At 59.2% G+C, this 25630-nt stretch carries 24 protein-coding genes; 9 read left to right on the forward strand and 15 right to left on the reverse strand.

Going from position 1 to position 25630, the window contains the following annotated elements; genetic code table 11:
* Positions 1-63: 63 nt before the first annotated feature.
* The 8 genes from trxA to regB form a co-directional block, all read right to left on the reverse strand.
* A complete protein-coding gene (gene trxA, locus ACR0JB_RS10950) occupies positions 64-435 on the reverse strand; it encodes a thioredoxin (protein ID WP_226689009.1) in 372 nt (123 codons plus the stop codon).
* A 9-nt stretch (positions 436-444) separates the two neighbouring features.
* Positions 445-3804: a double-strand break repair helicase AddA gene (addA, locus tag ACR0JB_RS10955; protein WP_480789918.1), complete on the reverse strand. Its 3360-nt coding sequence runs from the start codon at positions 3802-3804 to the stop codon at positions 445-447.
* Positions 3801-6728, reverse strand: coding sequence for a double-strand break repair protein AddB (addB, locus tag ACR0JB_RS10960; RefSeq protein ID WP_480789919.1), 2928 nt, complete (start codon positions 6726-6728; stop codon positions 3801-3803). Before addB ends, addA begins: the two co-directional genes overlap by 4 nt.
* Positions 6721-7407, reverse strand: a complete 687-nt coding sequence (locus tag ACR0JB_RS10965) for a nucleotidyltransferase family protein (protein ID WP_170396888.1) — start codon at positions 7405-7407, stop codon at positions 6721-6723. The genes addB and ACR0JB_RS10965 overlap by 8 nt, the downstream gene beginning before the upstream one ends.
* Entirely contained in the window at positions 7404-8408 is a 1005-nt protein-coding gene (locus ACR0JB_RS10970; protein WP_170396890.1) for an aminoglycoside phosphotransferase family protein, read from the reverse strand. The genes ACR0JB_RS10965 and ACR0JB_RS10970 overlap by 4 nt, the downstream gene beginning before the upstream one ends.
* Positions 8405-8878, reverse strand: a complete 474-nt coding sequence (gene tsaE / locus ACR0JB_RS10975) for a tRNA (adenosine(37)-N6)-threonylcarbamoyltransferase complex ATPase subunit type 1 TsaE (protein ID WP_170396892.1) — start codon at positions 8876-8878, stop codon at positions 8405-8407. The genes ACR0JB_RS10970 and tsaE overlap by 4 nt, the downstream gene beginning before the upstream one ends.
* 41 nt (positions 8879-8919) lie before the next feature.
* Entirely contained in the window at positions 8920-10425 is a 1506-nt protein-coding gene (locus ACR0JB_RS10980) for a PAS-domain containing protein (RefSeq protein ID WP_170396894.1), read from the reverse strand.
* 64 nt (positions 10426-10489) lie between these two features.
* Complete coding sequence (gene regB / locus ACR0JB_RS10985) at positions 10490-11887, reverse strand: sensor histidine kinase RegB (RefSeq protein WP_170396895.1); 1398 nt, start codon at positions 11885-11887, stop codon at positions 10490-10492.
* Positions 11888-11979: 92 nt separating this feature from the next.
* Between regB and ACR0JB_RS10990 the strand changes: the two genes are divergently transcribed.
* Positions 11980-12600 (forward strand): SCO family protein, encoded by a 621-nt coding sequence (locus tag ACR0JB_RS10990; RefSeq protein WP_170376586.1) that lies wholly within the window; start codon positions 11980-11982, stop codon positions 12598-12600.
* Between the two features lie 85 nt (positions 12601-12685).
* The gene (locus ACR0JB_RS10995) at positions 12686-13240 is read left to right on the forward strand and encodes an ActR/PrrA/RegA family redox response regulator transcription factor (RefSeq protein WP_142637470.1); all 555 of its coding nucleotides are present in this window, start codon (positions 12686-12688) and stop codon (positions 13238-13240) included.
* A gap of 97 nt (positions 13241-13337) precedes the next feature.
* Here the strand turns inward: ACR0JB_RS10995 and ACR0JB_RS11000 are convergent, their stop codons facing one another.
* Together ACR0JB_RS11000 and ACR0JB_RS11005 are read right to left on the reverse strand one after the other, a co-directional pair.
* Complete coding sequence (locus tag ACR0JB_RS11000; protein WP_480789920.1) at positions 13338-13688, reverse strand: cupin domain-containing protein; 351 nt, start codon at positions 13686-13688, stop codon at positions 13338-13340.
* Positions 13689-13839: 151 nt separating this feature from the next.
* Entirely contained in the window at positions 13840-14433 is a 594-nt protein-coding gene (locus ACR0JB_RS11005) for an HD domain-containing protein (protein ID WP_170506435.1), read from the reverse strand.
* A gap of 204 nt (positions 14434-14637) precedes the next feature.
* Between ACR0JB_RS11005 and ACR0JB_RS11010 the strand changes: the two genes are divergently transcribed.
* The 4 genes from ACR0JB_RS11010 (at position 14638) to ACR0JB_RS11025 (ending at position 17689) form a co-directional block, all read left to right on the forward strand.
* The gene (locus ACR0JB_RS11010) at positions 14638-14952 is read left to right on the forward strand and encodes a hypothetical protein (RefSeq protein WP_170349524.1); all 315 of its coding nucleotides are present in this window, start codon (positions 14638-14640) and stop codon (positions 14950-14952) included.
* A 101-nt stretch (positions 14953-15053) separates the two neighbouring features.
* Positions 15054-16442 carry an adenosylhomocysteinase gene (gene ahcY, locus ACR0JB_RS11015; RefSeq protein WP_170396897.1) on the forward strand — a complete coding sequence of 463 codons (1389 nt, stop codon included), beginning with the start codon at positions 15054-15056 and terminating at the stop codon, positions 16440-16442.
* A 13-nt stretch (positions 16443-16455) separates the two neighbouring features.
* Complete coding sequence (locus ACR0JB_RS11020; RefSeq protein ID WP_170506438.1) at positions 16456-17205, forward strand: extensin-like domain-containing protein; 750 nt, start codon at positions 16456-16458, stop codon at positions 17203-17205.
* Between the two features lie 142 nt (positions 17206-17347).
* Complete coding sequence (locus ACR0JB_RS11025; protein WP_170349521.1) at positions 17348-17689, forward strand: DUF2853 family protein; 342 nt, start codon at positions 17348-17350, stop codon at positions 17687-17689.
* Between the two features lie 194 nt (positions 17690-17883).
* Here ACR0JB_RS11025 and ACR0JB_RS11030 read toward each other — a convergent pair whose 3' ends face one another.
* From ACR0JB_RS11030 to tsaD, 5 genes are all read right to left on the reverse strand, one after another.
* On the reverse strand, positions 17884-19005 hold the full coding sequence (locus ACR0JB_RS11030) for a hypothetical protein (RefSeq protein WP_170506440.1): 1122 nt from the start codon (positions 19003-19005) through the stop codon (positions 17884-17886).
* A 160-nt stretch (positions 19006-19165) separates the two neighbouring features.
* Entirely contained in the window at positions 19166-19588 is a 423-nt protein-coding gene (locus ACR0JB_RS11035) for an EVE domain-containing protein (protein WP_170396904.1), read from the reverse strand.
* Entirely contained in the window at positions 19588-19857 is a 270-nt protein-coding gene (locus tag ACR0JB_RS11040; RefSeq protein ID WP_170349518.1) for a YciI family protein, read from the reverse strand. The genes ACR0JB_RS11035 and ACR0JB_RS11040 overlap by 1 nt, the downstream gene beginning before the upstream one ends.
* 1 nt (position 19858) lies before the next feature.
* Entirely contained in the window at positions 19859-20821 is a 963-nt protein-coding gene (locus tag ACR0JB_RS11045; protein WP_170396906.1) for an NAD(P)H-dependent glycerol-3-phosphate dehydrogenase, read from the reverse strand.
* The gene (tsaD, locus tag ACR0JB_RS11050) at positions 20818-21915 is read right to left on the reverse strand and encodes a tRNA (adenosine(37)-N6)-threonylcarbamoyltransferase complex transferase subunit TsaD (RefSeq protein WP_170396908.1); all 1098 of its coding nucleotides are present in this window, start codon (positions 21913-21915) and stop codon (positions 20818-20820) included. Before tsaD ends, ACR0JB_RS11045 begins: the two co-directional genes overlap by 4 nt.
* Positions 21916-22012: 97 nt before the next feature.
* On the opposite strand from tsaD, the gene ACR0JB_RS11055 reads away from it, so the two are divergent.
* The 3 genes from ACR0JB_RS11055 to ACR0JB_RS11065 are packed head-to-tail and all read left to right on the forward strand — an operon-like array spanning position 22013 to position 25583.
* Positions 22013-22726, forward strand: coding sequence for a uroporphyrinogen-III synthase (locus ACR0JB_RS11055; RefSeq protein WP_480789921.1), 714 nt, complete (start codon positions 22013-22015; stop codon positions 22724-22726).
* A 54-nt stretch (positions 22727-22780) separates the two neighbouring features.
* Positions 22781-24031 carry a COG4223 family protein gene (locus ACR0JB_RS11060; protein ID WP_480789922.1) on the forward strand — a complete coding sequence of 417 codons (1251 nt, stop codon included), beginning with the start codon at positions 22781-22783 and terminating at the stop codon, positions 24029-24031.
* A 10-nt stretch (positions 24032-24041) separates the two neighbouring features.
* Positions 24042-25583: a heme biosynthesis HemY N-terminal domain-containing protein gene (locus ACR0JB_RS11065; protein WP_480789923.1), complete on the forward strand. Its 1542-nt coding sequence runs from the start codon at positions 24042-24044 to the stop codon at positions 25581-25583.
* Positions 25584-25630 lie beyond the last annotated feature (47 nt).

The raw sequence follows: 25630 nt of genomic DNA on the forward strand, positions 1-25630 counted from the left end.
CTCCCGGCAATAAAAAAGGCGCCCGGTTCAAGGCGCCTTTGATGACTTGCTGATCACGTTGGATCAGATGGATTCGTCGATCCAGCTTTGCAGTGCCGCCTTCGGCGCCGCGCCTGCGCGGTTCGAGACGACCTGACCGTCCTTGAAGATGAACAGCGCCGGAATACCGCGAACGCCCATGGCGGCGGCGGCGTTCGGGTTGCTGTCTACGTCAACCTTGGCGATTTTCACCTTGTCGCCGTATTCAGCGGCCAGCTCTTCCAGGGCGGGGCCGATCTGCTTACAGGGGCCACACCATTCGGCCCAGAAATCGACAACAACGGGGATGTCGGAATTCTTAACCTCGGCGTCAAAGGTATCGTCGGTCACGGCTACGGTCGACATATTCTGTCTCCTGAATGGGGTAAACTCGGGAACAGAACGTAGGGTCGGCACCGCCCAAGGTCAAGATATCTGGGTGCGGGTCAATGCATCCGTCACAAGATCGTGTGGCAACCACATCAGATCGGCTGTACGCGTCCACAGGATTGCCGTGCGAACTTGTCGACCCGGATAGATCTGCGCCAACGCTTGGGCATAGGCCCCCATCTGTCGCAACAGACCTTCGGGGCAGGCTGATGCGCTGTCAGGAACCGTGGTATTTGATTTGAAATCAATCACCTGCACATCCGCCTCGGTCACGATCAGACGGTCGATCACTCCATGCATGCGCCGCCCGTTCAGATCGGCGGTCACCGGGACCTCGGCCAGTGTGTTTTTGGCGAACACGAATTTCAGATGGTCAGCCGCCAGAACGGCCTGCGCCTCATCCAACAGTTCTTGCCGGTCAGGTTGTTGCATATCAGGTAGAACCCGGGCGCAAAGCTGCGGCCAATTCTCTGGCGCAACGGATGGTAAGTTTTCCAACAACAAGTGCAGGCGCGTGCCACGCAGTTTGGCGGCCTCTTCATCCTGGCCGGTATCTCCGGGCAACGCTTTGGCCCCACCTAAATCAGACGGGCTGAGCGTCTCGGGCGCCTGTTCTGGCACGGACGCTGGGGAAAGGAACTGGTTGGGCAGCGGGGTCGCGGCAATCTCAGGCTCCACATGTTCGACAAGAGGTAACGCGTCCCAATCTGCATGTGACAGACGCAGGGTTTCCGAGCCAGGGACCTGTGCGGCCCCTGCCCGTGCCATCGCAGCCTCGACCAACTGGTACCAACTGGTTCCGTCTTTGCCGACATCCCCGGCGGCGCCGACGATTAGCCACTTTTCGGCCCGCGTTAGAGCCACATATAGCAGTCGAAGCCGTTCATTTTCTTCCCGCGCCCGTGCCTCGGCCCGTGCCTGGGTGATCAAGGCTGGCGAGGCATCCGCGGGTACTTTCCACAGCGGTGTGCCCTCACCCACCATGATCTCGGCATCACGCGGGGCTTGTCGCTTGCCGGTATCCGGCAGGATCACGATCGGGGCCTCAAGCCCTTTGGAGCCATGCACCGTCATCACGCGGATCATGTTGCCGACACCGCTCATCTGCCGCTTGATTTCCAGATCGTCGGTCTGCATCCAGACCAGAAACCCGGTCAAACTGGGAATATCGGTGCGCTCATAAGCCAGTGCCTGTGACAGCAATGCGTTGATACCATCCTCGGCCTCGGCCCCCAGTCGGCCCAATAGTTTCCGCCGCCCGTCATGCCGGGTCAGAATGCGTTCGATCAGGTCATAAGGGCGCAGAAAGTCGATCTGGCCGCGCAGATCGTTGAGGATGCCTAGCGTTTCGGGAAACTCCTCTGCCCGTTGTCGTAAAGCGGCCCACAGAAACTGCTCCTGCCGCCGATGCGCCAGGTCGAACAATTGTTGTTCACCCCACCCGAACAAAGGCGATTTCAACACTGTGGCCAGTGACAGGCTGTCCTCGGGCGTGGCCAGAAAGCTCAACAGCGCCGCCAGATCCTTGACCGCTAGTTCCGCGCCCACTTTCAAGCGGTCGGCCCCGGCAATGGGTAGGCCTTCGGCCTTGCAGGCGCGGATGATCTCGGCAAACAGGTCTGAACGGCGTTGGACGAGGATCAGAAAATCCCCCGGTTGCACCTTGCGCCGAACGAAAGTGCCGGGCCGGTCACCATCCTCGGGGATCGTCTCGCCGGTGTCGATCATGGTCTTGATCGAGCGGGCTACCTGTTCGGCCAGAATGACGGTGTGGTGCCGCGCGCCGGGTCGATCCACCGGATCGGTCCAGTCGCCATCATCATCGTCGTCGACCTTTTCAACCACCGGCCACAAATCAACGCGGCCCGGCAAATCGGCCTTAAATGCGCGGTGCAGGCTATCCTTGTGAAACCCAGCCTCGGCACGGTTTTCGAACAGGATATCGACCAGAGACAGGATCGCACTAGAGGATCGGAATGAGTATTCTAGTGTCGAATCCCACAATTTAGAGCCTGATTCTTCCAATCTGCGCCCAAATTCCTGTTGCATCCGGTCAAAGGCCTGCGGGTCGGCGCCCTGAAAGGAATAGATCGACTGTTTCTTGTCGCCGACCACGAAAATAGTCCGCTCGACCCCGGATCGGGCCCCTTCCCCGCTGGTGAATTCCTGAGCCAGCTTTTCAACAACATCCCATTGATCTGGGCTGGTATCCTGCGCCTCATCCACCAGAATGTGGTCGATACCGCCATCAAGGCGGTACAGCACCCATTCCGCCACGGCCGGATCGTTAAGCACCTGCCGTGCGCGCAGGATTAGGTCGTCGAAATCCAGCCAGCCGCGCAACAGCTTGCGGCGTTCGTATTCTGGCAAAAAGGCAGCAGCAAAACGGTGCAGAACATGTGTTTTGCGTGCCGCGACCAGCGCCAGCCGGTGTTCGCGTGCGGCCTCGATCCGAAGCATGAGGGCTTCCAGCTGAGGCATATGACCAGCCAACACGCCTTCCCGCAGGGCTTTGGTGGGGAAACTGTTGATCTTGGCGGTAAAAGGTTCTTTGGCCGATTTGCCCGTCAGAAACACGCCCTCCAACAGCGGCAAGCTGTTGATGCGCGCCTCGGTAAACGCCGCCAGTTTGGCCGCAGCCTTGGCATTGTTGCCGCCACTTTCGGTCAGTGCAGGCAGGATCGCGCGGATCAAGTCGACCTCACCACCCAGAAACACGCGGGCCAGCAGGGCGTTTTCGTCGAACCCGTCGGGCAGATCGAAACGTTGCAGCAGATCAGGCCACTCTATTGGCTGAGAGAAGAGGTTGCGTTTATGCGTGACGGCGGCGGTTAGATTGTCAAAGCCGGTATCTGTGACGAAACGGGCGACGTCCTCAATCAGTGCGGCCTGCGGACCATCGGCAAAATCTTCGACGATCTCTTCGCGCAATAGCGCTGCGGCCCGGTCCTCCATCTCGGAAAACTGAGGACTAACCCCGGCCTCCAAAGGAAATCGCCGCAATAGCGAAGCGCAGAATGAGTGGATCGTTTGGATTTTTAGTCCACCCGGCGTTTCGATGGCGCGGGCAAACAGGGTGCGGGCCTGCGCCAGCCTGTCAGGGTCGATCACGCCCGGCACGCCTAGATCGGTCAGCTGCGCCAGCAAGCTGTCATCCTCCAGCATCGCCCATTCACCCAACCGTTTGAACAACCGGTTCTGCATCTCGCTGGCGGCGGCTTTGGTGTATGTCAGGCAGAGGATATGTTGCGGCTGCACGCCACCCAGCAGCAACCGTGCCACCCGGTCGGTCAGAACCCGCGTCTTGCCCGACCCCGCATTGGCCGCCAACCAGGTCGAGGCATCTGGGCGCGCCGCCTGCACCTGCCGCTCGGTTGCATCATTGCGGGCGTTCATTTCAGCACCTCGGGTGTGGTTTTGTCAGTGCGGTCCCATTCGCCGAACCGGGCGAGGTGGTCATAGTCGCCAACATCCGTGTCCTTGTGCAGCATCCGGCGCGCGGTGAAGCCTTGATCAGGCTCTAAATAGGCAGATACCAGCTCTTTCAGCTCGGTCAGAACCTTGTCAGGCGGCTCCTTGGCCAATGGGGCCGCGACCTCTTTGTAAGTACCGCCCATGCCGATGAATACAGCCTCGGCAACCGGTAACGGATCGATGCCTTCGATGGCGCCTTGCTCGGCCATGGCGGCCTCGATCAGCAATTGTTTGTCGAACTTGGCTTGCTGGCTTTCGGTCGGAGGCGTGCCGGTCTTGTAATCCACGATCCGCAGCGCGCCACGTCTGTTGTGATCGATTCGGTCGGCTCGTCCTGCGATGGTGAAATCCAGTGGCGATAGCACCAGCTTCATCGCGGCCTCAAACGCCACTGGCCCGCCATCGCCACGTCGGGCGGTTTCAGCGGTAAGGAAGTCATCGGCAATCCGCTCAAGCCGTGCCAGCCACAGTTTGCGGGCGGTCGGCCACGCGACATGCTGGTCCAACAGCGTCTCAGCGCGTTTCAGGAAATTCTCGCGTGTCAGCAAAGCGCTGTCCAAAACACTGTCCTTGACGAAATGTTCAAGGATTTCGTGGATGACGATCCCGCGCAGCAAAGCGTCTGGTGCCTGGACCATGGGGTCCAGTGGCCGCAAGCGCAGCACATGTTTGGCGTAGATCGCATAGGGATCGCGGATCAGGCGTTTGATTTCGGTCACGCTCAGACGGCGTGGGCGTGCGGCGACCGGCGGGCGCGGCGATGGACGCGCGGCCGGTTCGATCTTCGGCGCGACCTCAAGCTGTTCCGACCAACGCAGCCATTGCTTGCCACGAGCGCGCATTGAAGCCAGCGCTTCGGGACCACCCTGCCCCGGCAAGCCCTGCAGCAGGTTCGTCATCCGGTTCAGCCAGCGCGATGGCACGGTTTCGGCGTCATCGGATCGGGTTGCGCGGGTCAACCAGACCTCGGGCGCTCCGACGGCTTGTTGGAAATCATGTGCTGACAGGCCAATGCGGCGTTCGGGCAGCAACAGCCCCGCCTTGTCGCGCATCTGTCGGTTCAGCCAAGGGTCAGGTGCTGCGGCCTCGGGCCAGCTGCCTTCATTCAGGCCGCCCAGAATCAACAGATCAGCGCCCTGAACCCGGGCCTCAAGCGTTCCCCAGATCATGATATGCGGATGTGGCGCGTCCCGGTCGCGAACCTCTTCCCCCGCCAGCAGCGCGCCCAGCAGATCGGCGAAATCATGGGCCGTGATCGGGCCGCCATGTTCGGCCTCGTTCTCAAGCGCGGTCAGAACCGACAACGTCTTTTGGCCCGCATTCTTGTCCCACAGCGTTCCGGCGTCGCCTTCACTGCCAGTCGATATCGCCTCGGCCAGATTGCGCAGGCGGGTCACCCATTCGGATAGAGGTAATTCACCCGTCACGTGCTGGTCGCAGAATTGCGCCACCAGCCATTGCATCCACTGCTCTGGCACCTCTTTGCGGATGGCAAAAGCGGCCAGGCTGGCGCTTTCGGGGAACGGAGGGCCGTGTCGCCGCAAATCCAGTTCCAGATCACGGGTATGCAGCAGATGCGCACCGCGATCGCCGCCATCGTGGCAAAGCGGATGTTTCAGCAGGGTCAGCAGCGCCTCGCCCTCGAGCCTCCGGGCGAACAGCCCAGTCACATGGCGCAGAAACCGGCCCGGAGGCGATAGCTGCAAAGGCAGACCCGCACTGTCATCCGGCAGAATGTTCCACCGATCCAATGCGGCGCTGACCTGACGAGTCAGCATCCGATCAGGCGTGATCAACGCGGCGGTCTGGCCGGATTCCGCCGCTTCTCGCAGACGCAGGGCAATGGCCAATGCCTCAGCGCGGGGGGATTGCGCCTCAACCAGGGTGAGGTCCTTGGTGGCGCCATCCAGATCGGTTAGCTGGGGACCTTCGGACATCCAGGCATCAGTGATCGGCGCTGGGCGTAACGCCAGTGAAATCAGCCGATTACGGGCAGGGGACGGGGCAGGGTTGTTCGTCCAACGTTCGATCTGCCTCGGCTGTATCTCAAGCCGGGTCATCAGTTTTCGGAACCGGTATTGCGGGTGATCTTCTGAGGCTAACGCTTCGTCCAATCCCTGCCAGACATGGTCAGGCTGATCGAAATCGTAACCAGGCAGGATCAGCGCCCCTTGCGGCAGGCGAGCGACGGCCTCCATCAGCATCAATGTGGTGCCACGCGAGCCGGTAGAGCCCGCAAGGATTACCGGATGCTGCGGGGGCGAAACCTGCCAGCGATCAATCAGGTTTTCCACCACACGCCGTTGCCGCGCCTGCGCGTCCAGCGCATCAGGGCCAGAGTCAATGAAATGGTCGGCAATCCCGATAAAAGCCTGGGCCCGTGCCCAGTGACCAGACATGTCGCTGACATCCAGCTGCCGGATCGCGTCTGGCGAAACACCTTCGCCCTGCATTTCGTCAATCAGCGCCGCCAGACTGTCGGACAGATCGAACAATGAGGATCGCGCAGCGAGATCAGGCTGTTGTTCCAAGAGCTTGGCAATCAGCTGCGTCAGCTCCAGCCTGCGTCGCAATGCGGGGATGGCGGGCGGGATTTGCGCCAGATCGACGCTTTCGCCCAGATCGGTCACCAGCGACAGGCGCGGCAGCAGGCAGGCCGGGCCCTGATCGAACAGATCGCGTACGCGCCGGGCCATACGGCGCGTGTTGACCACCAATTGGACCCGGGCCAGCGCCTCGGGCGGTTGGTCACTGGCGCGTTGACGCAGGCCATCCACCAGAGCCTTTGGAAAATCTGCGCCCGGAGGCACGGCAAAGACGCGGGGCGCGGCGCTGGGTTCAAACATCGGCAATTAGCCCCTCGGCCAGGGCGATCCCCTCGGGGCGGCCCACGTCGCACCAGCGACTAGGGTAGGTGGCCGCGAACAGACGGCCCTGTTTGTGCATCTGATCCCACAGCAAGTTCAGCGAAAATGCCTGTTCCGATATGGCTGCCAGCCCTTCGGTCTTAATGATCTGCGCCCCGCCATAGACCAATCCGGGGCCACGGGTGATCCGGCCCTCGGCATCTGCCGTGAAATCGCCCGGTCCGGCATGCCCGATGGTCTGGGCGATGGGAACACACATAAGCAGCGCATCCATTCGGTTGGGGTCCCACGCTTTGCGCAAAAGGGTCAGAGGGTTCGGCCCGGACCAGATTGCATCCGTATTCAAGGTAAATACCGGATTCTGCCCCAGTAGGGGCAGAGCAGCACGAAGCCCACCGCCTGTTTCCAGAATTTCCGGCTCTTCCAAAGAGGTCAGCACGCCCTTGGGGGCCAGATGCGCTGCAAGCTGGTCGGGCAGATAATGCAGGTTAGCAACCACTCGATCAGCGGGCAGATCGTCCGTCAGATCCAGCGCGTGATCGATCAGCGGGCGGCCTGCGACCTCGATCAGGGGTTTGGGCCGGTCTTTGGTCAAAGCGCCCATACGGGTGCCAAACCCGGCGGCAAACAACATCACGGCGTCGGGGTGTCGGGTCATGTCTGTCTGAGCCTGTCCAGGTTTTCCGGGGTTGGGGCAGGCAGGGCGCCGCGCAGAAGATCAGCAACAGAGACCAGCGCAGGATGGTCCAGATCGCGCATCAGATGCGCCCACGTGGCCGGGATCAGATCGATGTATTGCGGTTTTCCATAGTCCACCGCCAATCGGGCGAACACGCCCAGAATGCGCAGGTTTCGCTGCGCGCCCAACACGGCGTAGGCAGTGCGAAAGTCATGATCCTTTTCGCCGGTTGCATCGATGTAGCGGTTTACCATCCGCATCTCGGTTCCCGGTGCCACATCACGGCGCACATCTTGCAACATCGACACGAGGTCATAGGCCGGGTGGCCCAGCATCGCGGTCTGGAAATCCAGCAATCCCACCCGCTTGACCCCGTCACGGTCCGGCAACCAGATCATATTTTCCGCGTGATAGTCACGTTGGATCACCACTTTGCGGCCCGAGGTTTCTTGGTGCAAAATATCCGCAAAGCGGTTTTCAAACCGTATCCGAGCGTCTGCATCATGTTCCCCCAATACCGCTTGGGCGTATTTGGTGAAGGACAACGCAGCCAATTCGGTCATCATCGTCGGATCATAAGACGGCAGTGACAGGGTAGGTGCCTTGTGCAGCTCGATCAGAACGTCGGTTGCAGCCTCATACAGCTCGCGCTCCATCTGAGGGTTTTGCCTGAGGACGCGGGCGAACAGATCATCGCCCAGATCCTCCAGCAACAGAAAGCCGAATTCTGTGTCCTCGGCATAGATTTCGGGTGCGCTAAGCCCGACTTCCCGCAGATAGTTGGCCATGCGGACAAAAGCCTCAACCGGTTCGGCCTTGCCCGGAGGTGAGTCCATGAAAACCGCCGTGCGGCCAGTATCGGGATCGGTCAAACGTTCGTACCGGCGGTTCGAGGCATCCCCGGCCAGCGGTGCGCGCGTGGCGTTGGACCATGGTGTTTGTGCAATCAGCGCCTCGGCCAGCACAGCCCGGTTCGTCATGCGGCACTCTCCAGTATTTGGGGCCATTTCGGATCGGACCACGAAAGGGTCAGATATCGCAAACCCGTCGTGTTAGGGTCTGTTTTCAAATGCAAGGTCAGGGCGGTGGCAGGGGTCAGCGGACCCAGCTTGTCCGGCCATTCAATCAGGCAAATGGCAGTTTCAAAAGCGTCGGACAGCCCCAGTTCTTCGATCTCTACCAAGGCGCTTAGCCGGTACAGATCGCAGTGCCAGATCTCGCCAGGTAGGGTGTCATAGGCTTGTACCAGCGTGAAGGTGGGCGAAGGCACGTCCTCGGGCACAGACATCAGTGATTGGATCAGGCTGCGCGCAAAATGGGTCTTACCGCTGCCGATCTCACCCTCAAGCAACAAGATGTCGCCAGGGCGCAATTTTGCACCCAGCCGTGCGGCCAGATCGGCGGTTTCTTCGGGCGAATTCAGGGTGATCGAACGGGCGTGCAACGTCATGGCGCCACAATGACCTTACGCCCGGGCGGCTGCAACCCGGTTCAGGCGCTGATTTGACGGATCGGCAGGGTTGACGGCGCATCCTCGACCGAGAACCGCACAATCGTTGCGCCGTTCTGCATGGGACTGACCGTACAGGACAGTTGGGTGCCGTTCCGCAGCTTTAGGTCGTTGGACCATTCAGCACGGTTGTCGCGCATTTCCACAAAATCGCGAATCTCGCCGAGGATCGGTGAGGCAACGCATTGTTCTTGCCAGCCACGCGTCACATCCAGCACGGAATCCGGTTCGAACCCGGCCTCACCAGAATCCCCCCACAATTGTTGATAGGCGCGGTTGGTAAAAGCCAGTGTTCCGTCATCACCAAACACCGCGATGGCATCGGCCAACTTATCCAGAACCGATTGCATCAGATCCATTTCCGAGCGGAAGCGCCGGGTCAGGGTAATCTCGGCCGTGATATCTTCGAACAGAAAAGCCACGGCGCCGTCGGGATGGGGCCGCCCGCTGACCGAATATACTGACCCCGAGGGCAGCGACCAGGTTTCCTGGTAATTCCCGTCCTCGGCCGCTTCGAGCAGGTCGTTCATCTGGTTGCGCCACCCGCGATAATTCTTGGGTTCCGGCATCATGTGTTGATCCCGCAGTCGGTCAAAAAAGCTGGACAGACTGGGGCGGCAACTGAGGAAATCCGGGGGCAGGGTGGTCAAATCGATCAGCGCCGGGTTGAACAAGGCCAGTTGTCGGTTGCGGTCAAATATGGCCAGCCCGATAGACAATTGAGCAAAGGTTTTCGTCATGGTCTGGACGAACTTGCGCTGAGCGGTCTCTGCGGCGACGATGGCATTGATATCGACGGCATAGCACAGGTGCCCCTCGGGGTGATCCACCAGAGTGAGATCGAACCACAGCTTGTTGCCGCTGCCTTCAGACGAAATTGAGATGCGGCTTTTTGCCCCCAACCGTGCGTCTTCATCAGTGCCGGGGAACATCGGTGCGGTCAAATCAGTATCCTGACCGCGGACCTTGCGCACAAGTGAGACATAGGCGGCATTGCACCAGCGCACGTTACCTTGATGATCCAGCAGCCAAACCGGATAGGGGGCCTGTTCCATCGCCAGCCGGATCGGGTCTTGGGGGTCGCGCTGCACCGGGTCGGGGCGGTCGGTACTGTCGCGCAGTTGCACCCGCACGATCCCGTCGATCCATTCACACAGGACATCGCGTTCGATGGTGCAGTCGATGGCAGGAATGACCAGGGTACCTTCGCGTCGAATACGGTCTGGTGTTTCCGGAAAGGTCGGAAAGTCCCGTTGCAGCAGGCGGCGCAGATCAGGCCAGTCGCGGACTGCCTGAAACCCTTCCAGAGCAATATCGGAATGGCTGATAAGGCGGTCCCCATCGAACAGAAACACCGCATCGAACAGCGACGCGGGTGAGGACAGACCGAAACTATCGCCCCGCTGCCGACGACGGGGCAAAAGCCATTGCACCGCCAGGCTGGCGGATACCAGGCTGATAGCGGCCAGAATGATCCAGTCGACCATGCTCTCCTCGGTACTGACGTCACGAGAAGGAACTATGCGCGTTAATGGTTAACGGGGTCTTAACTTATACCTGGATACGCTGGTTCGCACCCGACGGGACAGGCGTGTCGCCGGTTTGCGCGTCGATCAGATTTCGCGGCCAGGAAACCTGTACGATTGCGCCCCGCCGGTCTTTTTTGTCGCTCAGGTTCTGATAGGGATCTGACCCGTTGGCGAATTGAAGCTCTGCCCCGCTGCGTTCCAGCAGGGTTTTGGCAATGAACAGCCCCAGCCCCATGCCTTCATACCCCGGGCGGGTCCGCTGATCGGATTCGGCTCGGCGGCGGCGCATGAAGGGATCACCGATACGGCCAATCATCTGCGAAGGGTACCCGCGCCCGTCATCCATGATGTTGATGGTGATCTGATCGGTGGTCCATTCGGCCTCGACCCAGACATTGGCGCGGGCGAAATCCACCGCATTCTGGATCAGGTTGCGCAATCCGTGAATGATCTCGGGCTTGCGCAGGATCGAGGGTTGCTGCACATCACCGTCCCCGGCAGGCCCTTCGTCAAAATGCACCGTCTTGCCGCGATGAATATGCGGTTCGGCGGCTTCATGCACCACGGTGGACAGAGGAGCCTGCCGCAGATGCAGATCATCTTTGCCGGCGCGGCCCATATCGCGCAGGATATCGCGGCAGCGATTGGCCTGTTCGCGGATCAGTGCGGCATCGTCTTTCAGGTCGGGGCGGTCATCCAGCTCTTCGATCAGCTCGGAACTGGTCAGCTTGATCGTGGCCAATGGCGTTCCCAGCTCATGCGCGGCGGCGGCGACCACACCGCCCAGATCGGTCAGCTTCTGTTCGCGGGCCAGGGCCATGTGGGTGGCTGCAAGCGCTTCGGACATGGATCGGACCTCGGAACTGACGCGGTGCGAATAGGCACCGATGAACACAATTGCGATAACGATCGCGGCCCAGTTTCCGAACAATAACATGTCGGGGATTAGCAAAGCCTCGCCCTGATCCGTGCGCAGCGGCAGATGAAACTCAGCCAGCAAGGATGCCACAACAATCGCAACACCCCCCACGATCAGGGTTGAACGCGTACTCATCACGTTGGCCGAAATGGTCACCGGCCCCAGCAGAAGCAACGCAAACGGGTTGTTCAGACCACCGGTCAGATACAGCAGAATGGCCAGTTGCAGCAGATCGAACAGAACCATCAAGAAGTTCTCGAACTCGGTCAGGCGCTTGTTTTGCGGGAACAGAAGAATGGCCGTCATGTTGCCCATGACCGAAACACCAATGGCCAGATAACACAGGGCCAGTTCCAGCTGCACGTGATAATATCGCTGTGCCACGGTGATGGCCGTGAACTGGCCAATGATGGCCACCCAGCGCAATAGGATCAGCGTGCGCAGCCGAATCCAACTGCTGCTTTCCTGACCGCGCCACAATGTGATGTTGGAATTTGCCATCGGTCTATTATGTCCTGTTGCATCGGCTGTTCATCTTGATAGGTGTCCCGGCGAAAACGATCAACAACCCCTCTCATTTCAGGATTGATGTCATGACCCGCCTTTATGCCATCCTCGCAACCGTTGTTCTGGCCGTTGGCCTGGGCGCCATGTGGCTGCTGACGCTGGGGGGCCGGTCGGACGATCAGTTCGCGCAATGCCGTTCTGGCCAGATCGCCGGTGGCTCAGCCGCGATTGGCGGCCCGTTCGAGCTGATCAACGGCAAGGGTGAGACCGTTACCGACAAAGATGTGATCACCGAGCCGACACTGGTTTATTTCGGCTATACCTTCTGCCCCGATGTCTGCCCTTTCGATATGTCGCGCAATGCCGAGGCCGTGGATATTCTGGCCGAGCGTGGCCAGTCTGTGACGCCGCTGTTCATCTCGATCGACCCGGATCGCGACACACCCGAGGTGATGGCTGATTATGCGTTCAATCTGGGCGGCAAAACCATCGCTCTGACCGGCACGCCCGAGCAGGTCAAGGCTGCCAGCCAAACCTACAAGACCTATTACAAGGCTCATGACAAAAGCGACGAATTCTATCTGGTCGACCATTCCACCTTTACTTACCTGATGACGCCCGAGCATGGATTCCTGGAATTCTTCAACCGCGACGACACGGCGGAGCAGATGGCCGACAAGGTCGGGTGCTTCCTGGATCAGATGTAGGGCGCACAGTCGATTTGACCTTTGAAATGGCGCTGCTATTACTCATGTTTAAGCCAAAGACGTAAAATTACGGAAAGAACAGAATATGGCGGACAGCTCTGACCTGGATATCGGCCCCGATAAATCCCTGCTTTTGGTGGATGATGATGAGCCGTTTCTGAGACGTCTGGCCAAAGCCATGGAGAAGCGCGGGTTCGAAGTTGAGACCGCAGGTTCCGTCGCCGCAGGCCGCGCCATTTCTACAGCCCGCCCCCCTGCATATGCCGTTGTCGACCTGCGGCTTGAGGATGGCAACGGTCTGGATGTGGTCGAAGTTTTGCGCGAAAAACGCCCCGACAGCCGGGTTGTGGTTCTGACCGGATATGGCGCGATTGCCACCGCCGTGGCCGCCGTCAAGATCGGCGCGACCGACTACCTGTCAAAACCCGCCGATGCCACCGACATCACCAATGCGCTGCTGGCCAAAGGTGACGAACTGCCGCCACCGCCGGAAAACCCCATGAGCGCGGACCGCGTGCGCTGGGAGCATATCCAGCGGGTTTATGAGCTGTGTGACCGAAACGTCTCCGAGACCGCCCGACGGCTAAACATGCACCGCCGGACATTGCAGCGGATTTTGGCGAAACGCAGTCCGCGGTGATGGGCTGCGAATTGGGATCAATCTGAATCAGGATTCTGTATCAGACGATACTCAATAAGTCTGTAATGCGGGACGGAGCTGCCGTTGGTTATATGGATTACTCGGCGATCATAAAAAATTTGTGCAACGTATCCGTGATCTCCCAGATACATTTTGTTCCCTTGGAGATAAAAAATGTATCCCCACCAGAAAATGTTTGCGGTGTACCTTCATCATCGGTGATCGTTACAGAACCAGAAATAACCGTCATCATCTCGTTCACCGGATAGGCATCAATTTCTTTCCGGCACGGGGCGCATTTCCAAACCCCTGACGAAATTCCCGAGTTTTCATCAAGATGGGCGTAGTGGATAAGTTCCGTCGCGTCGCTTGTTGTAAACGCCTCTGTCGGAACAAGATCAGAAGGTTCAAGCTGATCTCCCGCAGGATTTAATCTGTGAATACCCATGGAACTTATCCCCCGCATTTCTTCTGATGTTGAATCCAATAAATCGCCAGTAGTGTAACCGCCGCGTAAATTCGGTCAATTCGAGCGCTGCACCTAGCCAAAAACAGTGTCCACTACGGGCTCAGAGCCGCCATTGGATGAAATTGGTAATTTAGAGAGAATTTATCAGCACGTTATGTCGCGCCATATACGCTCGCCTTACCTCAACCGGCGGTCGCAAAGTAATCTCTAACCCTTCCATCACCGCCTTGTCGGGACGGCCAAAGAACTTTGTCGCCTCGGCCTCGGAAAACCCCGCAATCTGGGTGGCCTCCATCCAGGCGCTGATCTTGTCGGCTTTTTTGATTTGCCGTTTCACCGTTTTCGGCACTGCAGCAGGCAGGCCAAAGCGGATGTGGATCGCGGCCGCCAGACGGTCATCCAATGCGCCGTAATCGGGACCAACCGCGGATTTGACCGGCGAAATCATATCTCCGATCACATATTCCGGCGCATCATGTAACAAAGCCGCGAGGCGCCATTTCACCGGTGCTTTGGGCGCAACCCGGCCAAAAAGCTCTTCGACCAGCAGGGAATGTTCGGCCACGGAATAGGCGAAATCACCCGCCGTTTGGCCGTTCCAACGGGCCACAAAGGCCAGTCCGTGGGCGATATCTTCGATTTCGATGTCTACGGGGGTCGGATCCAGCAGATCCAGTCTGCGCCCCGACAGCATTCTTTGCCATGCTCGTGCTTGTGTTGCCATTATGCCATGCCCTGTGAAGTCGCCCACGTAAGTTTTGGGTTTTTGTGTTATGATGTACCTGTCGAGATCACCAGCTGCCAACTTTTTCTTGACCAGACGTGCTTTGAATTGGCGCGTGGTGATACCGACATCTGTGCTGAGGGGGGTGCATGCTCCTCCTGGTGTGCCCCTCTCGGAACGTAACTCGTATCGAAGGGAGCTACTATGTTTAAGCGACTGTTTGGAATTACCCTGGCCTTTGGAATGGCCGCCACTGCCCCCCCTGCATTTGCCCAAGGTTGTGCGCAACGCGAGCATGTGATCGCCAAGCTGCAAGACAGCTATTCAGAAGAGCTGGTCTTTGGTGGATTGCAGAAAACGCGTGGTGCGCAGGCGGTTATGGAGGTTTGGACCTCGAAGGAAACCGGAAGCTACACGGTTCTGGTGACCCAAGCGAACGGCATTAGTTGTATTGTCGCCGTTGGCACCGATTTTTTTGAAGCGATCCCGAAGATTACACTAAAGGGTGAGCCCAGCTGATTTTTGCTGCCAAATAATCTGTTTTCGGCCATCTTCGTTGCTACCTGCCCCAAGGGATGCTAGGGGGCAGCCCGGACCTGCTTACCGGAATGGAGTATATGATGGCCGGGGACTATATCGTCAAAGACATTGCGCTGGCCGGGTTTGGCCGCAAAGAGCTGGACATCGCCGAAACCGAGATGCCGGGCCTGATGGCCCTGCGCGCGGAATACGGTGACGCAAAGCCCCTTAAAGGTGCGCGGATCGTCGGTTCGCTGCACATGACCATCCAGACGGCTGTTCTGATCGAAACATTGGTGGCGTTGGGCGCGGATGTGCGCTGGGCGTCGTGCAACATCTTCTCAACCCAGGATCACGCGGCGGCGGCCATTGCCGAGGCTGGTATTCCGGTCTTTGCGATCAAAGGCCAGACGTTGGAAGAGCATTGGGATTATCTGGACAAATCTTTCCTGTTCGAAGACGGCCCGAACATGATCTTGGATGATGGCGGCGACGCAACGCTGTATATCCTGCTGGGCGCACGTGCCGAAGCCGGCGAAGACATCATCCCCGTTCCGGGCTCGGAAGAGGAAGAAGTCATTAAGGCCCAGATCGCCAAGCGAATGGCGGCAAGCCCTGGTTGGTTCACCAAGATGCGTGATCAGATCCAGGGCGTGTCCGAGGAAACCACCACCGGTGTGAACCGCCTGTATCAGCTGGTGAAGGACGGCCACCTGCCGTTCCCGGCGATCAACGTGAACGACAGCGTAACCAAGTCGAAGTTCGACAACAAATACGGTTGTAAGGAATCGCTGGTCGACGGCATCCGCCGTGCCACCGACACCATGATGGCCGGTAAAGTTGCTGTCGTTTGTGGATATGGTGACGTGGGCAAAGGCTCGGCCGCGTCGTTGCGCGGTGCGGGTGCCCGTGTAAAAGTGACCGAGGTTGACCCGATCTGCGCCCTGCAGGCCGCAATGGACGGGTTCGAGGTCACCCTGCTGGAAGACGAAGTCGCCAGCGCTGATATCTTCATCACCACCACCGGCAACAAGGACGTGATCCGCATCGAGCATATGCGCGAGATGAAGGACATGGCTATCGTCGGCAACATCGGTCACTTCGACAATGAGATTCAGGTGGCCAGCCTGAAGAACCACAAATGGACCAACATCAAGGAACAGGTGGATATGATCGAGCTGCCCTCGGGCAACCGCATCATTCTGCTGTCCGAAGGTCGTCTGCTGAACCTCGGCAACGCCACCGGGCATCCTTCATTCGTGATGTCGGCCTCGTTCACCAATCAGGTTCTGGCGCAGATCGAGCTGTTCACCAAGGGTGATCAGTATGAAAACGACGTCTACATCCTGCCCAAACATCTGGATGAGAAAGTCGCCCGTCTGCATCTGGACCGTATCGGTGTGAAACTGACCAAGATGGACAACGAACAGGCGGCCTATATCGGCGTGAAACCCGAAGGCCCCTATAAGCCCGAGCATTACCGCTATTGATTGCGGAACGGGTATGACCAAACGCACAGGACGCCGCCGGATTTTGTATCTGGCGGCGTCTTTGTTTTTTACACTCGTTGCCTTGCTGATCGTCGCGGGCGGCGGCGGGTGGTGGGTGTTATCGCATCCGCAAACTCCGGTGCCGCCACATTGGAACCCGCTGCGGGACTTGACCGTGACAGCACCGGTTACGCCGGTCACCGCGTATCAGCTGCGCCGCGCCTTGGGGGACGAGGCACAGTGCCGGGCCGCCCTGTCCGCAGCCGAAGTGGTTTTTGAGCCGATGGACGAGCTGGTGGTGGATCGGAACTGTGGCATTGCCGGTCGGGGTCTGCTTTCTGGTTTGACCACCGCACGGATCGAGGCGGTCGAAACCAGCTGCACCACAACATTGCGGCTGGCCTTATGGGAACATCACGTGGTGCAGCCCGCCGCGCGCGAGATCCTGGGCACCGACGTGCGCGCCTTACGCCACGTGGGCAGCTACAATTGCCGCCGGATGCGCACTGCGCAGGGGCAGGACAGCGGCTGGAGCAGCCACGCCACCGCGGACGCGATTGATATAATCGGCCTGCAACTGGGGGATGGCCGATCCCTGACCCTGCTGACAGATTGGGACACGCCCGGACCCGAGGCCGCGTTTTTGCATCGGATTGGACGTGGTGCTTGTGACTGGTTCCGGGTTGTTTTGGGGCCAGATTACAATCGCTTGCACGCCGACCATTTCCACCTGCAGGGTCCGGGTTGGGGCTTTTGCCGCTAGGCCAGCCGGGCCGCTTTGCGCCCTTATCGGCATTAGGGGGAGAAATCCCTTAATTTTTTCCTTTCGGAAAAATATCTGTCGCGGCTAACCTTAATGAAGACGGTAAGGGTGCCGTTTCATTGTAACTTAGGGAGATTGGGACATGGGAAAACGCGACGAGCTGATCGCAAAATACGCAGATGATCTGAAAAACAAATGCGGAATGGACCCTGATATGGACCTGCTGACCAAGGTCACAATCGGATGTGGTCCGGCGATCTATGACGCCGACGCGTCGACCGTGGCTGCCACGCAGGAAGGTGAGATCGAGACGGTCAAGAACAACTTTCTGATCAAGAAGCTGGGCCTGTCAGACGGGCCAGAGTTGACGGGCGCAATCAACACTGCGCTTGAAACCTATGGCATGTCTGAGCGTAACAAATACCGCGCCGTTGTCTATTACATGCTGACCAAGCATTTCGGCAAAGAGTCGGTCTACGGCTGATCCCTTGATGCCCGTCAGGCCACTGGCGGGCGTTTTCAATTTTAAGCACTTGGTGTTTGTGCTGACCACCAGAACTCGACTAATATCTAAGAGAGACCAGTACGGTCAGAGCCAAAGATTTCCAGACGCGTGTGGTGAGTAGGGAGCACGCGGGGGTAGGGAGGGTTCTGCATCGTCGGAACCTTCCCGCATTTTTATTGGAACTCTTCAATAATTCGGGCAACAAACCGTTCCACTGAATCTGGCCCTCGATTTGGTTGGCGTTTTCTTCCACCCCCCTTACCGGCCAAATAAACCTCAATATGACCCGGTCGCGTTTTTGGACCGGACTTCGTAAAGTCCCGAGAGATACCGCCAAGCAAACTTGCTGTCAGTTCCGCAATTTGCGCGTCCTTGGGGTGATAGAATCGGACCTGAGTCGCCTTCACGGCATAATTTACCCGCGCCGTTGCAATCACGTCAGTCTGGTCCGAGGTCAAAACCTCAAGCACGGCGATGCTGGTTTCGTTCGACACGCCAACGGGTACAAAAAGAGATACCCCTGTTTCAGCCGGCTGGTCATGATTAGGCAGGCTGTCATGTTTTTCGGGAATCACGAGAACCGATCTCGGTGCGGTGGCTCGGGCGATCACGACGTCAGGTACGGTTGTTAGCGGCGCCCCCGGTTCGTAAGAGCCTTGTTTCACCGGTGGCAATAGCGTCTCACCCCAGGCTGGCTCATAGTTCATTGGAACAACTGAACTGCTCTTTTCTGACCCTGGCCCCGTATTTGCAGTGGACGTCTTGTGCGTCACTTTGGCAAACCGCGAAATCGGTTGTGCCGCGTCCGATTCCAAGCTGGACAGGGTCGTATCACCGTCATTTGGATCACCCGCCACCGGATTTGCGTCTGCGTCGATTTCTGCTGTTGTATCAATAGATAGGCTGGTTTGAACCACCGCGTCGGGGTTTCGCCATCCTGCCAAAACACTTGTTGCGGCCCAATGCAGGGCAGCGCCACAGAACATTGCACCAAAAACGATCGGATACATGCGATTGACGCGCTGTTTTCGGGGCGGTTGTATTGGGTGTTTCGACTGAGAACTTTTGAACACAACCTGCTCAAGTTTGAATTCACCGAGGTCCGCGGGGCTGTCTTCCTGCGGCGTTTCAATCTCGATTTCCAGTGACGTTTCCGGGTGACCTGATTGCTGCGCATCGGCCAGCGCAGCGGCGCGCTGTTTTCGCGCAATCTCAAGGCGCGCTTCCCAGCATTTTGAACTCAGCTCAGCAGCAATGTCTTCGTTCTTCCCACCGCTGCCTTCAACGTCAGACATGGGTTCTTGCTTTCGAATTGATCAACCAAAGATCGAGCAACACCAAAAGACAGACGACCACTGAAACTGCGGCCGCCATTGCCCCCACATGGTGCAGCCCTAAAAATATACCATTTTATTGGTGGTTTGAGAAGGTTTGCACCCTTAGACGTTGATTCCGTCAATCCGGTTGGGTGGCCCCCAGCGTACAGATGGCTGCCCATTCCTCATCAGTCACAGGTTGAACGGACAGGCGCGAGTTTTTCACCAGCACCATCTCGTCCAGACGTTCATCTGCCTTGATCTGCTCTAAAGTGACAGCTGTAGTGAACGGGCGTACAGCCTTGATATCCACACATTCCCAGCGTTCATCATCTGTGGTGCTGTCGGGGTGGGCCTCGGCGCAGACCTCGACAATGCCGACAATCGCCTTGTCCTTTTGCGAGTGGTAGAAAAACCCGCGGTCACCGATTGCCATCTGACGCATGAAATTGCGCGCCTGATAATTGCGCACGCCGTCCCACTCTTCGCCCGCATCCCCTTTGGCAACCTGCTGGTCCCAGCTCCAGGTTGAGGGTTCGGATTTGAACAGCCAATATGCCATCAGCCGACGACCTTCTTCCATACGATCAGATCAACGGATTGAAACAGCCCTGCTTTGGCATAGGGATCGTTGTCTGCCCATGTTTGCGCAGCAGCCATGTCTTCGACCTCAAGAATGATCAACGAGCCGATCATCGCGTCGCCGTCCAGCAGGGGGCCTGCCTGTGCAACAACGCCAGTTTCCTCGATATAGGCCAGGTGGTTGGCGCGATTGTCCAGCCGGGTTTGCAGGGCGCCGTCCTTGTCCTTGGCGATCAGGGCAATGAGCATATTATTCCTCCTTGAGGGGTCGGTTAAGCAGGGTTTGAATGGCTTGGGGCACACTATAGGTGCCGTGGCTCAGGTCGGCCACCGTGGCGCTGATGGGCATGTCCAGCCCCTCAGCCGTGGCAATGTCCGCCATGGCGCGCGCGGTTGCGACGCCTTCGACCGTTGTTTGGCTGTCGAAAGGGCGATTTTGACCCAAACACAGGCCAAAACGATAATTTCGGGACAATTCGGATGAGCAGGTCAGCACCAGATCGCCCAATCCAGACAGGCCCATCAAGGTATCGGGACGCGCGCCGCGCATCAAAGCGAACCGCTGCATCTCGGCAAAGCCACGGGTCATCAGGGCAGCGCGGGCACTGTCGCCAAGCCCGGCCCCAATGGCAGCGCCGCAGCCGATGGCCATGACGTTTTTCAAGGCTCCGCCCAGTTCCGCGCCGATCACGTCGGTGGTGCGATAAAGGCGCAGGTTCGCAGTGGTCAGTTCGGTCTGCAGCGTTTCGCTCAGATCACCATCCGCGCAGGCCAGCGTCAGCGCCGTGGGCAGCCCGCGCGCGATGTCATCGGCAAAGCTGGGCCCGGTCAGCAGAGCCGGGCGCGCATCCGGGATGGTCTGGCGGATCACCGAGATTGGACCAAGGCCTGAGGACAGTTCGATCCCCTTGCAGCAGGCAACCAGTGTCTTTCCGGCCAGAACCGGGGCATGTTCCGTCAGAGCCGCGCGCAGTTTCTGCATGGGAACCGCCAGCAGCAAGACATCAGAGGTCACGGCGTCCTGTATATCGGCTGTCACCAATACTTCGTCTGGCAGGGCGACGTTTGGTAGGCGCGCAGCGTTTTCGCGGCTGTATTGCATTTGGTTGGCTTGCTCGGTGTTGCGCGACCACAGCGTCACCGGCCCATTCCCGGCCAGCGAAATCGCCAAAGCGGTGCCAAATGCCCCAGATCCAAGGACAGCGACGCTCATGCCTTGGCTCCTTTCTTGCCGCTGCCCAGCATGGCGGGACTGGTCTGGTCCAACGGCCAGCGGGGCCGGGCGGTCAGGTCCAATCCATCCCGGGCACCGGTACGAAACCGCTCCATCCCTGCATAGGCAATCATGGCGGCGTTATCGGTGCAAAGGTTCAGCGGCGGGGCCGTGAATCGCGCACCTTTTTCTATGCAAACAGTCTCTAATGCTGCACGAATGGCCGAATTTGCTGCTACGCCACCTGCAACCGCGATCACCGGCTCTGCAGGGTTTTCCTCCAAATACAGATCCATCGCCCGGCGAGTTTTTTCGGCCAATGTGTCGACAATGGCCTGCTGAAACCCAGCGCACAGATCTGCGCGGTCCTGTCGGGTCAACCCACCCTTTTCGGCAACGATCTGGTCTCGCATCCGCATCAGCGCGGTCTTGAGCCCCGAGAACGACAGATCACATCCTGGCCGGTCCAGCAGTGGGCGCGGAAAGCGGAATCGCTTGGGATCGCCCGACCGGGCTTCGACCTCGACCGAGGGGCCGCCGGGTTGCGGCAAGCCCAGCAGGCGGGCGGTTTTGTCGAACGCTTCGCCGGGGGCATCGTCGATGGTGCCGCCCAGACGGGTGAATTTTTCCGGTCCGTGGGCAATCAGGTACTGACAATGCCCCCCCGAGACCAGCAGCATCAGATAAGGAAAAGCGATCCCATCCGTCAGACGAGGTGTCAGGGCATGCCCGGCCAGATGGTTCACCCCGACCAAAGGCAGGCCAGATGCTGCACTCAGCCCCTTGGCACACATGACACCCGACATGACGCCGCCGATCAGACCCGGCCCGGCGGTGACCGCAATGGCGTCCATATCGGCCAGGGTCAGCCCTGCGGACTGTAACGCCTGCACCACGCAGACATCCAGTTTTTCGGCATGCGCGCGGGCGGCAATTTCGGGCACTACGCCGCCAAAAGCGCTGTGCAATTCGGTCTGGCCATGCACGATAGAAGACAGAACCTCGGCCTCTGCACCATCGGTTTGGCGCACGACGGCGGCGGCCGTGTCATCACAGCTGCTTTCCAACCCGAGGATGGTAAGTGTTTGCACCATTGGCCTGATCCGTTACACCATGACTGCCAAGCGGGGTATCACCCTGCGCGGATGCAAACAATCCCAAGGCGGAAGGCGCCGACCGTTGTATTTGTTGATGACCCGCCCGCGCGCCGCCTCAGAACGGTTTGTCGCGCAGCTGCCGGCCCGCACCAGATCCCGGGTCAAGGTCATCTATTCCCCGCTACTCGAAATCAACCCCTTGCCGATCAATGTCGACACCAGTGGTGTGCGGGGACTGATTTTCACCTCGGCCAATGGGGTGAATGCTGCCGTATCCTTGGGCTTGTCTCGGAACATGCCCGCCTTTTGCGTCGGCCCTGCCACCACCAGCACGGCCCAAAGTGCTGGTTGGAACGCGCAGATGGTTGGCGCAGCGGCCGAAGAACTGGTGGCCTATCTGCTGAAACATCGGCCCGACAGCCCGCTTTTGCATTTGCGTGGAGAACACAGCCGGGGCAATGTCGCCACCCGCCTGACCGAGTCGGGACTGACCGTGCGCGAACAGGCCGTCTATCAGCAGCGCCTGTTACCGCTGACACCCGAGGCCGCAGCCGCCACCGATGGCAAAGAGTCGGTCATCGCACCGTTATTTTCGCCCCGGACGGCGCGACAATTTGCCGATATCTGGGCTGGTTCAGCGCCCCTGTGGCTGGCCGCAATCAGCGAAGCGACTGCGGAACCCCTTTATTTTTTGGACTATGCGCATCTAAGGGTCGCCAAAGCGCCAACCCCCAAGAAAATGCGAAAAGCGGTTAAAAAACTTGTGAAACATGCGATGCGGGTTGAGGGTAGCGATACCACCGATTAACTTAGAGTGGCCTGTTATTCATATGATTTTGGATTCGATAAGGGGAATGTTGCGGTGGCTCGTAAGAAGAAAACCGATCAAAAGCCAGTGGAAGACCCCAAGTCGGACGAAGCGGTCGAATCCACAATTGCTGAGGAACAAGCTACTGTTGACGCGGCCGAGCCGGTAGAAGAGGGCTTTTCCGAAGCCGAAGCCGAAGCCGAAGCCGAAGCCGAAGCCGAAGCCGAAGCCGAAGCCGAAGCCGAAGCCGAAGCCGAAGCCGAAGCCGAAGCCGAAGCCGAAGCCGAAATGGCCGTGGAACCGACCCACGCTGAGCCTGCAGCGCACAAAGAAGAAAAGCGAGGCGGCTTTGTCCCGGCCCTGATCGGTGGTGCAATCGCCGCGGCGATTGGCTTTGCCGCTGGCAGCGCGGGCATGTTCAATTCGGGCCAGTCTGACGCGCTGACAGCCCTTGAATCGAAGTTGAGCGACCAGGCCAGCCAGATTGAAGCGCTGACGAAATCCCTATCCGAATCCCAGTCCGGCAGTTCGGACGTAGACAGCAAGATCGCGGCCCTGACTGATCAGGTCACGCCGCTCAGTTCGGATCTGGCGGCGTTGAAAACCAGCCTGGATGGGCTGGCTGGCAAGGTTGACCCCTTGGCCGGCCGTCTGAACGATCTGGAAAGCGGCGCCCTGACGCAAGGCGCCTCGCCCGAGGTCTCGGCCGCCTTTGAGGCCGAACTGAAGAAACTGCAGGACTCGTTGACCGCGCAGCGGGCTGAGGTCGAGAAAATGGTCTCGGATGCACAAGCGCTTGAAGCTCAGGCTGCGGTTAAGGCGCAGGCTGCGACCAATGCTGCGGTTCTGTCTCAGGTGCATGGGCAGTTGGAGGCGGGCCAGCCTTATAACGACCTGGTAGACCAATTGAAGGCAGGGGGCGTGAGCGTACCTGATGCCCTGTCAGCACCGTCCACGGAAGGCGTTGCAACTCTTGCTGCCTTGCGCGAGTCCTTTGTGCCCGCAGCCCGTACTGCGCTGGCCGATGCACGTGATGCCGACAAGACAACCGGGCTGGTCGCCTTTCTGCAACGGCAGACCGGCGCGCGATCGGTGACGCCGCAAGAGGGTGACGGCCCGGACGCAGTCCTGTCACGGGCACAGGCAGCCCTGTCCGAAGGGGATATTGCCACCGCGCTGAGCGAGCTTAAATCTCTGCCCGACACGGCACAGGCCGCATTGGCCGATTGGGAACAGGCGGCCCAGACACGTGTGGCTGCCGTGGACGCCGCAAATGCGCTGCAATCCAGCGTAAACTCGAACTGAAGGACCTGCCATGCTGTGGTCATTGTTAAAGATCCTTGTTTTTGTAGCGATTATCGGCCTGCTGGCCATGGGCGCCATGTTCCTGATGGAAACCAGTGGTGGCGTGCAGATCACCGTTGCGGGCACCGAATTCACGTTGGGGCCGCTGCAATCGGTGATCGCGCTGGGCGTGCTTGTGGTGGCCATCTGGGTGATCTTCAAGCTGCTGACCCTGCTGATCGCGACACTGCATTTCCTCAATGGCGACGAAACTGCCCTGTCGCGCTATTTTGACCGCAGCCGTGAAAAGCGCGGTTACCAGGCGCTGGCCGATGGGTTGATGGCACTTGCTTCGGGTGAGGGGCGCGTGGCGATGAACAAGGCCGCCAAGGCCGAGAAACTGCTGAACAAGCCGGAACTGACCAATCTACTGGTGGCACAGGCTGCCGAGATGAATGGCGATACGAAAAAGGCGTCAGAGACCTACAAGAAACTAGTCACCAATAACGCCACCCGCTTTGTCGGTGTGCGCGGCATCATGAAGCAGAAACTGGCCGAGGGTGATGATGACACAGCCCGAAAGCTTGCTGAAAAGGCGTTGGCGATCAAACCGCGCCATGCCGAGACGCAAGACATTCTGTTGGGTCTGCAGACCAAATCGCAGGACTGGGCTGGTGCTCGATCAACTCTGACGGCCAAGTTGAAGGCGGGCCAACTACCGCGCGACGTGTTCAAGCGCCGTGACGCGGTTCTGGCCCTGTCCGAAGCCAAGGACATTCTGGATGACAGCGCCACGGTCGAACAACAGGAACACGCGATCGAGGCCAACCGCCTGTCGCCCGATCTGGTGCCTGCCGCCGCGATGGCCGCGCGTGCCTATATTGAAAAAGGCAAGCCGCGTGCTGCGACCAAGATCCTGAAAAAGGCTTGGGAGGTGCAGCCGCATCCTGATCTGGCCCATGCTTTTGCCGAGATTGCACCGGATGAAACCCCTGCGGCGCGGATTACCCGCTTTGTCGCCCTGACCCGTATCCACCCCGAGGATCTGGAGACCCGCCTGATCCTGGCTGAGTTGAACATCGTCGCCGAGGACTTCCCTGAAGCCCGCCGCGCGCTGGGCGATGTGGTGGAAAAACAGGCCGATGCGCGGGCCTATACCCTGATGGCCGCGATAGAACGGGGCGAAGGGTCCTCGGACGCTGTTGTGCAAGGCTGGCTGGCCAAGGCGCTGAACGCGCCGCGCGGGCCGCAATGGGTCTGCGACAATTGCCACGACATCCAGCCCGAATGGGGACCGGTGTGCCAGAACTGCGGCAGCTTTGACACCCTCAGCTGGCAGACCCCGCAAACGCCCGAGATCGCCACGGCCACTGGTGTGCATATGCTGCCGCTGATCGTCGGCGCGCTGGAGGACAAAGTCGAGCCGGAACCCGAGCCCGAAGCCGAGCCGGAAGAGGACGTGGTCGAAGAGGCCGAGGCCCCCGAGATCATCGAGATGGAGGCCGAACCAGTCCGTCCTGACGTTGAACCGGTGCGGCCCGATGTCGAACCCGTGGTGGAAAAACAAGTGTGACCATCGGGTTCTGCAAGTCGGTGTACTAGTCAACTCCGCCGGAAATG

The sequence above is a fragment of the Ruegeria sp. BI7 genome (genome assembly GCF_056537925.1).

Excerpts from the sequence above, each read along its gene's own strand:
- ACR0JB_RS11025 (WP_170349521.1), top strand. The coding sequence starts at position 17,348 with ATGGGAAAACGCGACGAGCTGATCGCAAAATACGCAGATGATCTGAAA.
- ACR0JB_RS11005 (WP_170506435.1), bottom strand. The coding sequence starts at position 14,433 with ATGGCAACACAAGCACGAGCATGGCAAAGAATGCTGTCGGGGCGCAGA.
- ACR0JB_RS10990 (WP_170376586.1), top strand. The coding sequence starts at position 11,980 with ATGACCCGCCTTTATGCCATCCTCGCAACCGTTGTTCTGGCCGTTGGC.
- ACR0JB_RS10965 (WP_170396888.1), bottom strand. The coding sequence starts at position 7,407 with ATGACCCGACACCCCGACGCCGTGATGTTGTTTGCCGCCGGGTTTGGC.
- tsaE (WP_170396892.1), bottom strand. The coding sequence starts at position 8,878 with ATGACGTTGCACGCCCGTTCGATCACCCTGAATTCGCCCGAAGAAACC.
- ACR0JB_RS11040 (WP_170349518.1), bottom strand. The coding sequence starts at position 19,857 with ATGCTCATTGCCCTGATCGCCAAGGACAAGGACGGCGCCCTGCAAACC.
- ACR0JB_RS11035 (WP_170396904.1), bottom strand. The coding sequence starts at position 19,588 with ATGGCATATTGGCTGTTCAAATCCGAACCCTCAACCTGGAGCTGGGAC.
- ACR0JB_RS11045 (WP_170396906.1), bottom strand. The coding sequence starts at position 20,821 with ATGAGCGTCGCTGTCCTTGGATCTGGGGCATTTGGCACCGCTTTGGCG.
- ACR0JB_RS11030 (WP_170506440.1), bottom strand. The coding sequence starts at position 19,005 with ATGTCTGACGTTGAAGGCAGCGGTGGGAAGAACGAAGACATTGCTGCT.
- addB (WP_480789919.1), bottom strand. The coding sequence starts at position 6,728 with ATGTTTGAACCCAGCGCCGCGCCCCGCGTCTTTGCCGTGCCTCCGGGC.
- ACR0JB_RS11000 (WP_480789920.1), bottom strand. The coding sequence starts at position 13,688 with ATGGGTATTCACAGATTAAATCCTGCGGGAGATCAGCTTGAACCTTCT.
- ACR0JB_RS10980 (WP_170396894.1), bottom strand. The coding sequence starts at position 10,425 with ATGGTCGACTGGATCATTCTGGCCGCTATCAGCCTGGTATCCGCCAGC.
- ACR0JB_RS10995 (WP_142637470.1), top strand. The coding sequence starts at position 12,686 with ATGGCGGACAGCTCTGACCTGGATATCGGCCCCGATAAATCCCTGCTT.
- ACR0JB_RS10970 (WP_170396890.1), bottom strand. The coding sequence starts at position 8,408 with ATGACGAACCGGGCTGTGCTGGCCGAGGCGCTGATTGCACAAACACCA.
- regB (WP_170396895.1), bottom strand. The coding sequence starts at position 11,887 with ATGGCAAATTCCAACATCACATTGTGGCGCGGTCAGGAAAGCAGCAGT.
- tsaD (WP_170396908.1), bottom strand. The coding sequence starts at position 21,915 with ATGGTGCAAACACTTACCATCCTCGGGTTGGAAAGCAGCTGTGATGAC.
- ACR0JB_RS11010 (WP_170349524.1), top strand. The coding sequence starts at position 14,638 with ATGTTTAAGCGACTGTTTGGAATTACCCTGGCCTTTGGAATGGCCGCC.
- ACR0JB_RS11020 (WP_170506438.1), top strand. The coding sequence starts at position 16,456 with ATGACCAAACGCACAGGACGCCGCCGGATTTTGTATCTGGCGGCGTCT.
- ACR0JB_RS11065 (WP_480789923.1), top strand. The coding sequence starts at position 24,042 with ATGCTGTGGTCATTGTTAAAGATCCTTGTTTTTGTAGCGATTATCGGC.
- ACR0JB_RS11055 (WP_480789921.1), top strand. The coding sequence starts at position 22,013 with ATGACCCGCCCGCGCGCCGCCTCAGAACGGTTTGTCGCGCAGCTGCCG.
- addA (WP_480789918.1), bottom strand. The coding sequence starts at position 3,804 with ATGAACGCCCGCAATGATGCAACCGAGCGGCAGGTGCAGGCGGCGCGC.
- ahcY (WP_170396897.1), top strand. The coding sequence starts at position 15,054 with ATGGCCGGGGACTATATCGTCAAAGACATTGCGCTGGCCGGGTTTGGC.